Source organism: Hymenobacter taeanensis (assembly GCF_013137895.1).
GTDB lineage: Bacteria > Bacteroidota > Bacteroidia > Cytophagales > Hymenobacteraceae > Hymenobacter > Hymenobacter taeanensis.
The window spans coordinates 3,826,763-3,841,362 of record NZ_CP053538.1 but is presented as its reverse complement, the minus strand read 5'-3'; the positions used below and the strand labels follow the sequence as shown (position 1 = coordinate 3,841,362).

General features: G+C 60.7%; 11 protein-coding genes and 1 pseudogene. 8 read left to right on the top strand and 4 right to left on the bottom strand.

Annotated features, from left to right (window positions below):
- Positions 1-180: 180 nt before the first annotated feature.
- Positions 181-1,194: an LLM class flavin-dependent oxidoreductase gene (locus HMJ29_RS16055; protein ID WP_171592438.1), complete on the bottom strand. Its 1,014-nt coding sequence runs from the start codon at positions 1,192-1,194 to the stop codon at positions 181-183.
- A 186-nt stretch (positions 1,195-1,380) separates the two neighbouring features.
- Between HMJ29_RS16055 and HMJ29_RS16050 the strand changes: the two genes are divergently transcribed.
- The 4 genes from HMJ29_RS16050 (at position 1,381) to HMJ29_RS16035 (ending at position 3,981) form a co-directional block, all read left to right on the top strand.
- Entirely contained in the window at positions 1,381-2,163 is a 783-nt protein-coding gene (locus tag HMJ29_RS16050; protein WP_171592437.1) for an SDR family NAD(P)-dependent oxidoreductase, read from the top strand.
- A 118-nt stretch (positions 2,164-2,281) separates the two neighbouring features.
- A complete protein-coding gene (locus tag HMJ29_RS16045; RefSeq protein WP_171592436.1) occupies positions 2,282-2,923 on the top strand; it encodes a sulfite oxidase-like oxidoreductase in 642 nt (213 codons plus the stop codon).
- Entirely contained in the window at positions 2,920-3,663 is a 744-nt protein-coding gene (locus HMJ29_RS16040) for a ferredoxin reductase (protein ID WP_171592435.1), read from the top strand. Before HMJ29_RS16045 ends, HMJ29_RS16040 begins: the two co-directional genes overlap by 4 nt.
- Before the next feature lie 72 nt (positions 3,664-3,735).
- Complete coding sequence (locus HMJ29_RS16035) at positions 3,736-3,981, top strand: hypothetical protein (RefSeq protein WP_171592434.1); 246 nt, start codon at positions 3,736-3,738, stop codon at positions 3,979-3,981.
- A 57-nt stretch (positions 3,982-4,038) separates the two neighbouring features.
- On the opposite strand, the gene HMJ29_RS16030 is transcribed toward HMJ29_RS16035, so the two are convergent.
- The 3 genes from HMJ29_RS16030 to HMJ29_RS16020 form a co-directional block, all read right to left on the bottom strand.
- Positions 4,039-4,806, bottom strand: a complete 768-nt coding sequence (locus HMJ29_RS16030; RefSeq protein WP_171592433.1) for a YdcF family protein — start codon at positions 4,804-4,806, stop codon at positions 4,039-4,041.
- A 148-nt stretch (positions 4,807-4,954) separates the two neighbouring features.
- Positions 4,955-5,299: a thioredoxin family protein gene (locus tag HMJ29_RS16025; protein ID WP_171592432.1), complete on the bottom strand. Its 345-nt coding sequence runs from the start codon at positions 5,297-5,299 to the stop codon at positions 4,955-4,957.
- A 154-nt stretch (positions 5,300-5,453) separates the two neighbouring features.
- Entirely contained in the window at positions 5,454-7,235 is a 1,782-nt protein-coding gene (locus HMJ29_RS16020; protein ID WP_171592431.1) for a DUF885 domain-containing protein, read from the bottom strand.
- A 157-nt stretch (positions 7,236-7,392) separates the two neighbouring features.
- Between HMJ29_RS16020 and HMJ29_RS20785 the strand changes: the two are divergent.
- From HMJ29_RS20785 to HMJ29_RS20525, 4 genes and pseudogenes are all read left to right on the top strand, one after another.
- Positions 7,393-8,058, top strand: a pseudogene (locus HMJ29_RS20785) (DUF7149 domain-containing protein); the annotation flags it as partial.
- Between the two features lie 105 nt (positions 8,059-8,163).
- Positions 8,164-11,211, top strand: a complete 3,048-nt coding sequence (locus tag HMJ29_RS16010; RefSeq protein WP_436409442.1) for a type IIG restriction enzyme/methyltransferase — start codon at positions 8,164-8,166, stop codon at positions 11,209-11,211.
- A gap of 342 nt (positions 11,212-11,553) precedes the next feature.
- Positions 11,554-12,747, top strand: a complete 1,194-nt coding sequence (locus tag HMJ29_RS16005; RefSeq protein ID WP_171592428.1) for a lactonase family protein — start codon at positions 11,554-11,556, stop codon at positions 12,745-12,747.
- Positions 12,748-13,052: 305 nt separating this feature from the next.
- A complete protein-coding gene (locus HMJ29_RS20525) occupies positions 13,053-14,534 on the top strand; it encodes a DNA/RNA non-specific endonuclease (RefSeq protein ID WP_244679153.1) in 1,482 nt (493 codons plus the stop codon).
- Positions 14,535-14,600: the final 66 nt, after the last annotated feature.

Here is a 14,600-nt window from a genome sequence, read left to right as displayed (position 1 = left end):
TGATAGGCCACCCCAACAAAAAGCCCCAGCCAATTGGCTGGGGCTTTTTGTTGGGAGGTTGTTTACTACGCTGATAGCCTATCAGGCTGAGCAAGTTGACACCTAACTCGCCTCAACACCTGTGCCTCTATCAAGTCACGCAAGTCGCTAGGCCACTTCGTTGCTAACCAGCTCGGGTGATTAGTGACGCTTGCCTCTCAGCTCGGCCAAAATCTCATAAGAGCGCAGGCGGGCGGCGGGCTCATAGACATGCGATACGACCATGAGCTCCTGCACTTGGGTTTTCTCCGCGAAAGCCTGCAGCTGCCGGGCAATTTTCTCGGGGCCACCAATAAACACGTACGTCATCATCTGCCGGACGGCGGCTTCCTCCATGTCGGTCCAGCGGCCGTGCATGCTATCTACGGGTGGCTGCAGCGGCAGCGAGGTACCCCGGATGATACCCAGGGCAAACGTGTAGAATGAAGTAGCCATACGCTCGGCCTCCTCGTCGGTATCGGCGGCAATTACGTTGATGCAGGCCATTGCGTAGGGCTGCGCAAACTGCTCAGAGGGCCGGAAGCTGCTCCGGTAGAGGCGCAATGCCTCGTGCAGGTACGTAGGCGCAAAGTGACTGGCGAAGGCAAACGGCAGGCCTAGCATACCCGCCAGCTGCGCACTATAGGTACTGGAGCCCAGCAGCCAGATGGGAATCTTCAGCCCCTCGCCGGGTACGGCCCGCACGCGGGCCGTACGGTTGTCGGCGGAGAGGTACTGCTGCAGTTCCTGCACGTTCTCGGGGAAGTCGTTGGCGGCCCCGCGTGGGTCGCGGCGGAGCGCCATGGCCGTTACCTGGTCGGTGCCGGGGGCCCGGCCCAGGCCTAGGTCAATGCGGCCCGGGTACAGGGTGGCCAGCGTCCCGAACTGCTCAGCAATAACCAGCGGGGCATGGTTAGGCAGCATAATCCCACCTGAGCCCACCCGAATCCGGTTGGTGCCACCGGCAATATGCCCAATCAGGATAGATGTGGCTGAGCTGGCAATGCTGGCCATGTTATGGTGCTCAGCCAGCCAAAAGCGCTGGAAGCCCCACTCCTCTACCTGGCGCGCCAGCTCCAGGCTGTTGTGAAACGTATCGGCGGGTGTATGGCCAGCCAGAATGGGGGCCAGATCCAACACCGAGAATGGTATATTGGCAAGTGACGTAGTTGTCATGTTCGTAAGCTTCAAATAGGTAAAAGCCACTCCGGTGGGCCTGATTATCAACCAGCACATTAGCTTCAAAAGGCTACGCTGAAGCAGATATTGTTAAACCAGCGACCAGTCTGGAAGGTTTATGTAGAGCCCGCAGCCCACAGACTGGCCGCACGACCGGGCCGCACTCCTTTCTACTCCCAGGCTATGTCAACTGACCTGTTAACCGGTACAAAAGCCCTGATTACCGGCGGCTCCAGCGGGCTGGGCTTCGCTATGGCCCAAGCCTTAGCCGATGCCGGTGCCACTGTGCTCATCACGGCCCGCAGCCCCGCCACACTTACTGAAGCGCAAGCCCGCTTAGGTCACACTGCTGGCCGGGTGCACACGCTCCCGATGGATGTGCGCGATGAACACTCCATTGCCCAGGCCGTGCAGTGGGTGCAGGACTACTGGGGTGGCCTAGACCTGTTGGTAAACAACGCCGGCATTGGGATGCGTACCGTGAACCCGGAGTTTATGACGGCCCCGCAGCCGTTCTATAAGGTTAGCGCCGCCGGCTTCCGCGACCTTCTCGACACCAACCTCACCGGTTATTTTCTGGTGGCTAAGGCTTTTGCCCCAATGATGGTGGCTCAGGGACACGGTAAAATCGTGAACATCTCTATGAACCACGAAACCATGAGGCGGCAGGGCTTTATTCCGTACGGTCCTTCCCGCGCCGGGGCAGAGTCGCTGTCCTTGATTATGGCCGAAGACCTGCGCAAGCATACCATTGATGTAAATATGCTGCTGCCTGGAGGAGCCACCGCCACTGGCATGATTCCCGAGGAACAACGCGCGGCATTGCCCAGCCACTTTTCCCTGCTTAGCCCTTCCGTGATGGCGCGCCCCATTGTGTTCTTGGCCTCCGAAGCCAGCAACGGCATTACGGGCCAGCGCATTGTGGCCACGGAGTTTGATGCCTGGCTTACCCAGCAACAGGCCTAGAACAGCTTACGCTCGTGTATATTGTTGGGCCGAGTGAAGCCGAGAGGACCAAGCGCATTCATTCGCGCTGGCGCCTACTTTGCTACTTGCCTGAAAGTTCTTCTCATACCTATACGCCATGCAGAACTCCTTCTTTAACCGCGGCTTCCAGCGGAAACGGCCTGCTCCTACGGGCCACGTGCTGCCACCCGGCCAATACGAAACTCAGGATTTCCCGGTGCTAAGCGCCGGCCCTACTCCCCGCATCAAGCCTGCGCAGTGGTCGTTTGGGCTGACTGGCCTGGTGCAAACACCCCAGCAGTGGAACTGGCAGCAGTTCAACCACCTCCCGCAGCAAGACTTTACCGTGGATATTCATTGCGTTACGCAGTGGTCTAAGTTTGGCACCGTATGGCGGGGTGTAAGCCTGGATACTCTACTAGACGCGGCGCAGCCTACCGCCGAGGCCAGCCACCTTATGGCCCACTGCTACGGAGGCTACACTACCAACCTGCCCCTAACCGACCTGCGCGATGGCAAAGCCTTTATTGGGTTGCTGTATGATGGGCAGCCGCTGGCCCCGGAGCACGGTGGCCCGGCCCGCCTGGTGGTACCCCACCTCTACTTCTGGAAGAGCGCCAAATGGATACAGCGCCTGGAGCTGCTCTCTGAAGATGCGCCCGGTTTCTGGGAAAGGGCCGGCTACAGCATGTACGGCGACCCATGGAAGGAGCAGCGCTACCGCGATGATGATGAAGACCTGGCCGCTCAGGCACCATGAGTGGCCTAGCCTGGCAGCTAGGCACCGTGGTGGCCATAACGCCCGAAACTCCTCGCGCCAAAACCTTTACGCTTCGCCTGCCCCACTGGCAACAGCACCGGGCGGGCCAGCACTACACCCTGCGCCTCACTGCCCCTGATGGTTACCAGGCTCAACGCAGCTATTCCATTGCCTCGCCCCCGGAGCAAACCGGCGAGGTGGCCTTCACCGTGGAGCTGATTGATGAAGGTGAAGTATCCGGCTACTTGTTTGAGGGCGTACAGCTAGGCGACCAGCTGGAGGTGCGCGGCCCCATTGGGGGCTATTTTGCCTGGGACGCCACGCCCCAGGCCGGGCCGTTGCTACTGGTTGCGGGCGGCTCGGGCATTGTGCCGCTTATGTGCATGCTCAGACACCGCCAACGCAGTGGCCTACGCAACCCCACGGTATTGCTTTACAGCTCCCGCACGCCGGAAGAGGTGATCTATCAGCAGGAGCTAACGGCTATGGCCCAGGCAGACCCTTCCTTTTCTCTGCAGCAAACGTTCACGCGGCAGCTGCCCGCTGGGTGGGCAGGCTACCAGCGCCGCCTCGATGAGGCCATGCTCGGGGAGGTGCTAGGCCTGTTGCCCGCCGCTCCGCAGTGCTTTATCTGTGGGCCCACCGGCTTGGTAGAAAGCGCGGCAAGCACCCTGGCTGGCCCACTCGGGCTGCCCGCTTCAGCTATTCATACTGAGCGGTTTGGCCCTTCAGGCACCTAAACCCCAGGGCCGCAATTAGGGCAGAAAGGAGTGCTGTAGTCAGCTAAAATATTTTTATATTTATCTAAAACCATGTATGCACCTGAATCCGTAAAACAGCCTGTCCTGATTATCTATCCTACACCTATGCAGCCCAATTGTCCTTCTAAGCCCACTTCGCCTTCGCCTATCAGGCGGGCCCTTGAACTAGACCGCTACATGCAGCAGCTCCTGCAGCACCAGGCGGAGCAGCTAGCAGGCCAGCCCGGCTGGCCTGCCAAGCCCTCCTGCGTATATGAGCAGCTGCTGCAGCAAATTGAGGAAGACTTGCAGGGGTAACTACCTTTCTGCTAGTGCCCTACAGCCTAAAGCCGGTCATGCTGACCGGCTTTTTTATTATACATAGCCCAACAGGCGGTACACACCATAGCCCACCATCTCGTGAATAAGGATACTCCACAGACGTGGGGCATCGTCGCTGGGCACTAGCCAGTAGGTAAGCGTCGGGCGGCGGTCGGTGGAGTAGTAGGAGGCCGGGAAGGCTACGGGCTGCAAGCCAACCTGCTGAAAGCAGCCCATAGCCCGCCGCTCATGAAACGCCGAGGTAATCAAGACCAACGAGTTTATCTCGGGGTGCTGAGCAAGCAGGGCCTTGGTATTACGGGCATTTTCGTGGGTGTTGCGGCTCTGGGTTTCCAGCAGAATATCCTGGGTAGGCACGCCTGCCAGCCGCAGCAAAATACTCAGCTCCCGGGCCTCCGAACGTGCAACGACGGTGCCAATGGCCCCTGAGCCCCCCGACACGATAATTTTGCGGATGCGCCCCGCCCGGTACAGCCACAACGTGTGCAGCAGCCGGTCGGCGCCCTGGTTCACGTACACCCTATCGTGCGGCGACTTCGTGACGCTGGTAATGCCGGTCAGCAGCACGCCGGCATCGCGGTGGCCCAGCTGCGCCAACGACCTGGGTGGCAGCTCCCAGGCCAGCAGGGCCTCATTTACCAAGGCATTATTGGTGAGCAGCAGCGCCAGCCCCATAGCGGACAGCAGAAGCCGGGCGCCCCATTTAGTGCGCCGCAGCACGAAGGCCAGCAGGAGCAACCCAATGAACCACAGCATCGGGGACAACACAAAATCCAGAATCTTAGACAGGACAAAGAACATGGCGCAAAGCTACGAGGTGCCAGCCGTTGTACTCGTGCTAACTGTCTGTCGTGCTTTAGGGCGTACGGCCAGTGCGCTGATGCCCGTAGCTCAGCCTGACTAGCCAGCTTCCGCTTAAGTACTAGTTTTCCGCTATTGTCCTTTGGGCTTAGGAAGTTGCCGGGGCTTCGTCGGGGCAAGCTTGCAGGCTCTCCAGCATTGCCAGCACTTCTTGTTCCGTTGTAAGGGTGTCGCACTCCAGCATCCGACCCCGGCAATAGGCCACAAAAAAGGGGGCTACCCGCTCATCCATCAGCTTCTTGGCCACTGGGTTTTCATCTGAGTCGAGCCGTAGAAAGACGGTGCGGAAGCGCGGGTCGCTGGCGAATTTCTCAAACGGGGGGGCCAGCAACTTGCACGTTGTACAGTCGGCAGAGGTGAACTTGGCTATTACGCGCGGAAAGTCATGAATGAGAGTGCGTAGGCCAGTATCGTTGGTGTCAATAACTTTCATAGAGAGGCATGGGGTGAGCAAGGAAGTGAGTACGGTTACGCTTTTCTTCATTCAATGGGACAGAAGAAAAGTTCATCCGCAGACACAAAACAGCCCCCGGAAAATTCCTTCCGGGGGCTGTTTTTCCTGATTCAGCCAGCTAGTTGTTTGATACTCACTGCTTGGCCAGCATCATTTGCCGAATGTATTTGACGGGGGCACTGCCATAGCTCAGGAATTGCTCGTGAAAAGCCTTGAGGTCGAACTTGCTTCCTTCGCGCTTCTTGAGCTCTTCGCGCAGATCATAAATTTCAGTATAGCCCGTGAAGTAGCTGCTGAGCTGCACCTGGCTAAGTGTGGCCCGGCGCCACTTGTTGCGGGCCTCGGCCTCTTCCTGGAACCCATCGCGCAGCAGCATGGCCACGGCGGCCTGCTCCGAGATATTGTTCACGTGCACCTCATGGTCGAGGATGGTGTTGAGGGTCACGCGCATGTTCCACTTGTCCCAGGCCAGCCAGATTTCATCGGTGTTGCCGCCGTAGCCGCTTTCCAGCATCATGCGCTCGGCGTACACGGCCCAGCCCTCAATCATGGCCCCGTTCCCGAAGATAGACTTCACCAGCGAGGGGCTGCGGTTGGCATACACCAGCTGGGTGTAGTGCCCTGGTATGGCCTCGTGAATATTGAGAATCTGGAGGGTGTACTGGTTATACTCCCGCAGGTAGCTCTCGGCCTGGGCGGCGGGCTGGCCGGTCAGGGGCTCCACATTGTAATAGGTATCGGCGGCCTTGTCGTAAGGGCCGGGGGCCGATACGCTGGCCCCGGCCTCGCTGCCGCGCATGTAAAGCGGCGTTTCGCGCACTACCAGCGGTTTAGTGGGGTCTTGGGTTAACAGGTTATGCGTGTCTACCCACTGCACCAGCGTGGGTATCTGGTCCCGCACGGCCTGCACAAAGCCAGCCGGCGTGGGGTGCTTCTCAGAGAGCTTGGTGAGCACTTGCTTGATGAGCACCACCGAATCGGTGGGTAGGGGCTGGCCAGGAAAGTACTTGGGCCATAGGCGTGCGGCCCGCTTGCCCATATCATGCAGCAGCTCCTGCTTATGCTGCAGGGCCTTCTGGTACACTTGGTCAGCGGTGTAGCGCGACTGAATATCCAGGGCAAATTTGCGCGAGAACAACTCATTCCCTAACCGGAACGACCGGAAATTACCTGCCGGCAGCACCTCCTGCTGCAGGAAGCGTACGTAACCCTCCATCACGAGGCGGGTGGTGGCAATACGGCCAGTAAATTCCTTCTTCTCGCGCCCCGAGAGCCCCGAGCGGGCAATGGAATCCTGCAGGGCCTTCCCAAAAACCTCCAGGCCACCTTCATTCTGCTGAATAGCTAGTTTGGTGTGTTCGCGGGTGGGCTGCCTGATGTTGGCCTTGGCGGCTTCGTAATAGTCGGCGGAGTGGCTGATTTTGTTACTGATGGAGCGCAGGCGGCGGTCGAGGGGCTGGTAGCGGCCGTTGAGGATTTCAGCCACGGAGCCGCTCAGGTTATAGCTGGCGGGGTTCCACTGCCAGTCGCGCAGGGTATCGGCGTAAAACCGCGCCGACTGCAGGTAATTTTCCAGCAGGTGGTAATCGGTCTGGTTGTTCACCGACAGATCTTCCACGTTGAATATTTTCATTTCCTCCCGGCGCCGGGCAATAGCGGCGGCTTCCGTTTGCCGGCGGCCCGCCGTTGGCACTATCAGCAGGGAATCGTAGCGGTGGTACCCGACGGAGGAGGCCCACTCGGGATTGTAGTACCACAGAGAATCAATGAAGCGCTGCTTGTAGCGGTCGAAGTCGGCGTTTACGGTTTCCGGGGTGCCGGAGGTGGGTTTGGTGTTGGAGTTGCAGGCACTAACGGCCGCCAGGCCACTGAGGCCGGCCGCCAGCACCAGCCGGAGAGAGTAGAGTTTGGACATACAGGAAGGTAAGGGCAAAGTACAAACGCCAAGGTAGCAGACAAGGACGTGGTTTGGTGCCCGGCGTTGCGCGCGCTGTTCGGTATGGTGCTGGGGTGCGCATTAGGCTGGTAAAGGGGCCGCCGCAACTCCCCGCCTCCGTATCTTGCCGCTTCCTATGAAGCTCCATCCGTTACTACCCTCCCAGGCGCTGGACCTGGCTTATCGCCGTCAGAAAGTTTCCCGTGTTGCCCTTGATGCCTTTGAGGCGGCCCGCCGCCAGCTTCTGCCCGAGCTGGATGCCGCCCAGGATGAGGCCGATATGGTGCAGCCGCTCAGTCGGTTTCTGAGCGCCGTAGGCCTCTCAGGCTACTACCTCAACTCCCACAAAAAGCGCGACCTGGTGCTGCGTACCGGCCCCCAGGCCACTGACCCGTTTGGGGTGCTGTTTGAGCTGAAGCACCAGAAAAACAAGGCTGAGATGGTGCAGCCTACCAACCTCAACCGCAAGGCCCTGCACGAGCTGCTGCTGTATTATTTTCAGGAGCGCACCTGTGAGTAGCAGCTGCCGGAGCTGCGCCAGCTCATCATTACCACCGGCTACGAGTGGTTTGTGTTTGATGCCCACGAATTTCACCGGGTGTTCTGGAAGTACCCCGAGCTGCGCCAGCAGTTTCAGAAGTTCAAGCAGGGCCAGACTACCGCCCCCGATACCAGCCACTTCTACCAGGAAATTGCCCGGCCCCTGCTTGATAAGCTCGAAACGGAGGTGCGGTTTACGTACTTCACCCTCGACCCGCACGACGAAAAGGGCCAGCGCAAAGAGCTGGGCGAGAAAGGCCGGCTGTGGCTAAGCAAGCTGTTCTCGCCGCCCCACCTGCTCAAAGAGCCTTTCGCCCAGGATGCCAACACCCTCAACCGGGCCTTTTATGAGGAGCTGCTTTACCTCATGGGCCTGGAGGAAGTGAAAGACAAGGGCCGCAAGCTCATCCAAAGGTGCGCCCTGGAGCGGCGGCAGCGCGGCTCCCTGCTCGAAAACACGCTGGTGCAGCTGCGCGCCGAGGACATGCTTCGCAACCTGCCCGCCGAGGAGCTGAGCACCTACGGCGACACGCCCGAACAGCAGGCCGAGGGCGTGGCCCTGGCCCTGTGCCTGACCTGGGTAAGCCGCCTACTGTTTCTGAAGCTGTTGGAGGGCCAGCTGCGCCGCTACCACCAGCCCGGCCCCGTGCAGCCCTTCCGCTTCCTCGACCCCGGCCAGCTCAAGGAGTACGACCTGCTCAACCGCCTGTTCTACCGCATCCTCAACCGGCCTACACCGGAGCGGGAGCAGCCGGAGGCCGGCCTCTACCCCCACGTACCTTACCTCAACTCCTCGCTGTTTGAGCCCAGCGCCCTGGAGCGCCGCACCCTGCGCATTTCCGGCCTCGACGACATGATTGAGCTGCCCCTGCTGGGCAAAAAGGGCAAAACCAGCCGCTCGGTGCTGCGCCAGGAAGCCGGCGGCCCGGCCCCCACGGCCCTCACCTACCTGTTGCGCTTTCTGGATGCCTACGACTTCGCCTCGGAGGGCTCGGAGGAAGTGCACGACGACGACCGCCCCCTGATTTCGGCGGCGGTGCTGGGGCTTATCTTCGAGAAGATCAACGGCTACCGCGACGGCTCGTTCTACACGCCCGGCTTCATTACCATGTATATGTGCCGCCACACCCTGCGCCGGGCCGTGGTGCGCCACTTTAATGAGCGCTACGGCTGGCAGGCCGAGGACGTGAGTGGCCTAGAAGAACAGATTGCCGACGAGCCCAAGCGCCGCCCCGAGTTCAGCGAGGCCTTTAACGAGCTGCGCGTGCTGGACCCCGCCGTGGGCTCGGGCCACTTTCTGGTGTCGGCGCTCAATGAGCTGCTGGCCATTAAGAGCGAGCTAGGCCTGTTGCTGGATACGGAGGGCAAGCGCCTGCGCTACCGCCTCACGGTGGCCCGCGACGAGCTGGCCGTAACCTCCGACGAGGACGACACCCTGTTTGAGTACCGCGCCACCTGGGACGAGGCCGCCCAGACCCGCCGCGTGGGCCGCGAGCATACCCGCCTGCAAAGTGCTCTGTTCCGGGAGAAGCGCCTGCTCATCGAGCACTGCCTGTATGGCGTAGACCTCAACCCCAACTCAGTGCGCATTTGCCGGCTGCGCCTCTGGATTGAACTGCTCAAGCACGCCTACTACACCCCCGAAAGCCAGTTCCGGGAGCTAGAAACCCTGCCCAACCTGGAGCTGAACGTACGCGCCGGCAACTCCCTCATCAGCCGCTACCCGCTGCAAGCCGACCTCACGGAGGTGTTCCGCAAAAAGGACTTCTCATTGGCCCTCTACCGCCGGGCCGTGGGCGAGTTCTTCTCGGCCAGGGGGCGCGAGCAGAAACAGGTGCTCGAAGACTTTCTGCAGCGCCTCAAAGACCAGTTCCGGACCGATATTCAGCGCCACGACCCGCTGCTCAAGCGCATTACCCGCGCCAAAGAAGACCTGCTGCGCGCCGAGCTGGACCAGAAGCCCGACCTATTCGGGAAGGCCCGCCTGACGGCCGACGATGCCTGGGCCAAACAAACCACCGCCCGCCTCAACCTCGAAAAGCTGGAGCAGGAGCGCCAGCAGCGCGAGCAGGGCACCCTGTTCCGCGACGCCTTCGAGTGGCGCTTCGAGTTTCCGGAGGTGCTAGCCCCCGATGGCTCGTTCCGGGGGTTTGATGCCGTGCTGGGCAACCCGCCCTACATCCGGCAGGAGGAGCTGGCCCCGGCCCTCAAGCCCTACCTGAAGGCACACTACGAAACCAGCGCCGGCACCGCCGACCTCTACGTGTACTTCTATGAGCTGGGCCTGCGCCTGCTGGCGCCCGGCGGCGAGCTGAGCTTTATCACTAACAACAAGTGGCTGCGCGCCGGCTACGGCCAGGGCCTGCGCCGCTACCTGCTGCGGCCCGAGTTACGCCTGCAGGAACTGCTCGATTTCGGCGACCTGCCCGTGTTCCCGGAGGCCACTACCTACCCCAACATCCTGAGCGTGCAGCGCGCCCCGGCCGCTGCCGCCGTGCGCGTGGCTGAACTCACGACCCTGGGCTCCGACCCCACCCGCTTCCCGGAGGTTGTGCAGGCCGCCGCCACCGACATGCCCACCAACCGCCTCTCCGACGATGCCTGGAGCCTGGCCGCCGCCGACAAACAGCAGCTGCTGGAAAAGCTCCGCGCCGCCGGCACGCCGCTAGGCCAGTATGTGGACGGGAAGATTTACTACGGCATCAAAACTGGCTATAATGAAGCCTTTGTAATTGACGCCGCCACGCGGGCTGCACTGATTTCGGAAGACCCGAAATCAGCGGAGATCATTAAACCGTTTTTGGCTGGCCGCGACGTGAAACGGTATCAACTACCAAAAGCAGATAAGTACTTAATATACACGCCGTGGTCTTTAAAAATCACCGATTATCTAGCTATTGAAAAGCATTTGAAGCAGCACTTTGACGTTCTTTCTAATCGCCCAGAAGTTCTCGCTAGAAGATACCCTTGGTATGCATTAAGCCGATATGCAGCTGAGTATGTAGATGATTTTGCAAAATCTAAAATTGTTATTGCAGCCTTCTCACAAAATGCGCCTTATGCTTACGATACAGATGGCTGTTTCTCCAACGACAAAACAACTATCATCCCTTCCAACGACCTTTTCCTGTTAGGTGCACTTAACTCATCTTCTGTTGATTTCTTCTTCAAATCAATAGCCTCAACAAAAGCAGGTGGCTACTTTGAGTATAAGCCGATGTACCTCTCCCAACTTCCCATCCCCACCGCCACGGCGGAGCAGCAGGCGCCCATCGTGGTGCTGGTGGAGCAGGTACTGGCCGCCAAAGCCGCCGATGCCACCGCCGATACCCAGCCGCTGGAGCAGCAGATTGATGCGTTGGTAGCGGAGCTCTACGGCCTCACGCCCGAGGAAACTGCCCTGCTCACGGCCTGAGCAGGCAGCCGCCCCGCCCGCCCCCTGCCGTAGTTTTCCTCCCGCGGGCTAGCCAAATCGTCTGGCTCCCCCTCTCCCCGAGGAGAGGGGGCCGGGGGGTGAGGTTCCAGGCCTGGGTGCCCATTCTGGTTCTCACTGAACGTGGTAGCTAATGAGTACCCAACCCAGCCTATAGTCGCGGGAGTACGTTTCAGGACCAGCGCAGCAGAAGCAAGTAATTGCGCACGGTTCCGGATATTCGCCGGCGGCTTCGCACAAAACGGATGTTCGCGCTCCTGTCCGGGCACATCCCAGACCACTTCTGCCCCGTAGCCTCGTATAGGCTTTACTACTCTTCAACGTATGTCGTTTCTTCACTTCCACAGTCGTCGTAATTTCCTGCTCACCCTAGGCACTGGCCTGGCCGGCGCGGCCGTGCTGGCGGCTTGCGCCCGTACTGGCCTGGGCTCTGCGAGTAGCTCCTACCTGGTGTACGTAGGTTCTTACGGCCCCGCTGACCAGGAAAACATAGTGCTATACCGCCTCACGCCCGCCACCGGCGCCCTCACGCGGGTAACAGGGGCCAAGGGCGGCGCGGCGCCTTCCTTCCTGACCGTTGACCGGCAGCACCGCTTTCTTTACGCCGTGAATGAGGTAGATAATTACCAGGGCACGCCCAACGGCGGCGTTAGTGCCTTTGCCATTGACCCCAAAACCGGTGGGCTCACGCTACTCAACCAGCAGGCTTCGGGGGGCACCATCCCCTGCTACATCAGCCTCGATACGCAGAACCGCCACGCCCTGGTAGCCAACTACGGCAACGGCACCGTGGCGGCCCTGCCCATTCGCGAAGGCGGGCAGCTGCGGCCGGCCTCTTCCATTGACCAGCACCAGGGCCACGGCCCCCACAAAAACCAAACGAATGCCCGGGGCCACTGCCTCCTGCCCGACCCCGCCGGGAAGTATTTCTTCGCCGTTGACCTGGGCAACGACACCGTGTACGGTTACACCCTTGATGCGGCAGGCAAGCTGCTGAGCCAGCCGCAGCCAGCCTTTAAGGCCAAGCCGGGCGCAGGGCCGCGCATACTTACCTTCCACCCCAGCAAGCCCCTGGCCTACCTCATCAATGAGCTCGACTCGACGATGACCGCCCTGGCCTACGACCCCAGCCGGGGCACGCTCACTGAAATTGAAACGGTGCCCACTCTACCCGCCAGCTTTACTGAGTGGAATGCCTGCGCCGATGTGCACGTATCGCCGAATGGCAGGTTTCTGTACGGCTCAAACCGCGGCCACAACAGCCTGGTGGTGTACGCCATTGATGAAAAGAGCGGCCGCCTCACGCTGGTAGAGCACGTGATGCTGCCCGGCAAAACTCCGCGCAGCTTCGCCCTCGACCCCACTGGCCGCACTGTGCTCGTAGCCCACCAGCAGTCCAACACCATTGTCACGTACTTCGCTGATGCCACCACGGGCCGCCTCACCCCCACGGGCACCAGCGTAGAGCTCACGGCCCCTGTGTGCCTGCAGGTATACCCCGATTTTCTGCGTAGCTAGCCCAAAGCACTTCTGTAGCGTAAAAATTCATTTCACATCAGGTACAGCCGGTGTTAGTATCCGGCTAGGCCACCAAATGCGCGGCAACCTGCGCTGCTCGTCGCGAAACCGATTTTTGCGCCAACAAAAGCCTCCCCCAAAAGCAAGCGCACAACCCTTAGCGTGAGGCTCCGCCTTTCTGAAGGAGAAGGGGGCCGGGGGTGAGGCACCCACCATCATAAACGGGCCGCCACGTATTCCTGAACGAGCAGCTGAGGCATAGTGAGCGGCTTCTGCTACATTCGCCGGATACTTTGATGCTACGTATGCGCCGCTTCTCCCCGCTCCTGCTTTCCGGTTTGCTGCTCAGCCTGACTGCGTTTGGCTGCTCCCAACACCAACCCGAAACTGCCCCCGCCCCCGACGGCCCACCCGCCATACCCGTACAATCTGCCGGCGCGGCCGCACAGAGCCCCGGCCGCTTCCCCGAGACGTTTGAAGCCGCCGAGAAAGGCGCTTACGCAACCGGCGACGAGGCCTTGGTTTCGGGTTCCTGGCACTTTGAGGATGCCCTGATTGGCTCCTCCGACCAGGACCATAAAAACGGCCAGCATGCCGCTCGTCTGCGGGAAAAAGGCCGCATTCGGATGAACTTTGACGTGCCGGGAGGCGTGCAGGTCATTCGGGTGACCAGCGCCGCGTATGGCTCTGACCCCGCCAGCACCTGGGAGCTATGGGGCAGTGTAGATGGCGGACGCACCTACCGCCGTATAGGGCAGTCCGTGAAAACGCAGGGCCCCCGGCTGGTGGCAACCACGTTTCAGGGCGGAGCAGCCGGCCCCCTGCGCCTCGAAATCAGGAAGACCGACAGCGGCAAGGGCCGCCTCAACATTGATGATATTGCGCTGCTGGCAGCCAATGGTGCGGCCATTGCGGGCGGCTCAGTAGCTGAAGCTGCTTCCGGTACTGCCCCGGCCAGCAACCCGGCTCCGGCTGCTTCCAGCCTGCCGCCAGCTACCACGGCCCGGGCTGCCGCAGTAGTTTCGGGGCGCGATGATAACATGGCGTTAGGCAACCCCAGCGGAGCCACACCCGACGTCAATAACCCCACCAATTATCTGCTAGTAAAGCCGCAGTTTACCCTTGGCTATAATGCCCAGCGCGGCACGCCCACCTGGGCCAGCTGGCACCTCAACCGCGCCTGGATGGGCTCGGCTCCGCGCCAGGATGATTTCCGGCCCGATCCTGCCCTGCCGCGCCAGTTTTACCAGGTAACGCCGCGCAGCTACAGCGGCTCGGGCTTCGATAAAGGCCACAACTGCCCTTCCGCCGACCGCACCACCGACCTCGACGACAACTCGGCTACGTTCCTGATGACCAACATGATTCCGCAGGCTGGCAACAACAACCAGCGCACCTGGAGTGGCCTGGAGGAATGGACGCGCACCCAGGTGAAGCAGGGCCAGGAGGTGTACGTGCTGATGGGTAGCTACGGCAAAGGCGGCACCGGCCAGAATGGCCGCGCCACCAGCATAGACCAGGGCCGCGTGACGGTGCCGGCCCGTGTCTGGAAGGTACTCGTGCTTCTGCCCGAAGGCTCCAACGACCTGCAGCGCATCAGCGCCGGCCAGGCCCGCATTGTGGCCGTAGACACCCCCAATGACCAGTCCGTCAGCCCCGACTGGAGCCAGTACCGCGTGAGCGTTGATGCCATTGAAGCCGCCACTGGCCTGGACCTGCTCAGCAAGCTTCCACTCCCCGTGCAAGACAAGCTGGAGGCGCAGGTGGATACCGCTCCGGTGCGCTAGGCGAGCAAACCGCTAAGCCTCTGCAGCCTTTTATGTCTATAAGTTGCAGTAGCTTACACGCACAAC

Coding starts and splice junctions, on each gene's coding strand:
- HMJ29_RS16055 (WP_171592438.1), bottom strand. CDS start 1,194: ATGACAACTACGTCACTTGCCAATATACCATTCTCGGTGTTGGATCTG.
- HMJ29_RS16010 (WP_436409442.1), top strand. CDS start 8,164: ATGGGCCTGGAGGAAGTGAAAGACAAGGGCCGCAAGCTCATCCAAAGG.
- HMJ29_RS16050 (WP_171592437.1), top strand. CDS start 1,381: ATGTCAACTGACCTGTTAACCGGTACAAAAGCCCTGATTACCGGCGGC.
- HMJ29_RS16040 (WP_171592435.1), top strand. CDS start 2,920: ATGAGTGGCCTAGCCTGGCAGCTAGGCACCGTGGTGGCCATAACGCCC.
- HMJ29_RS16045 (WP_171592436.1), top strand. CDS start 2,282: ATGCAGAACTCCTTCTTTAACCGCGGCTTCCAGCGGAAACGGCCTGCT.
- HMJ29_RS16020 (WP_171592431.1), bottom strand. CDS start 7,235: ATGTCCAAACTCTACTCTCTCCGGCTGGTGCTGGCGGCCGGCCTCAGT.
- HMJ29_RS16005 (WP_171592428.1), top strand. CDS start 11,554: ATGTCGTTTCTTCACTTCCACAGTCGTCGTAATTTCCTGCTCACCCTA.
- HMJ29_RS16035 (WP_171592434.1), top strand. CDS start 3,736: ATGTATGCACCTGAATCCGTAAAACAGCCTGTCCTGATTATCTATCCT.
- HMJ29_RS16025 (WP_171592432.1), bottom strand. CDS start 5,299: ATGAAAGTTATTGACACCAACGATACTGGCCTACGCACTCTCATTCAT.
- HMJ29_RS16030 (WP_171592433.1), bottom strand. CDS start 4,806: ATGTTCTTTGTCCTGTCTAAGATTCTGGATTTTGTGTTGTCCCCGATG.
- HMJ29_RS20525 (WP_244679153.1), top strand. CDS start 13,053: ATGCGCCGCTTCTCCCCGCTCCTGCTTTCCGGTTTGCTGCTCAGCCTG.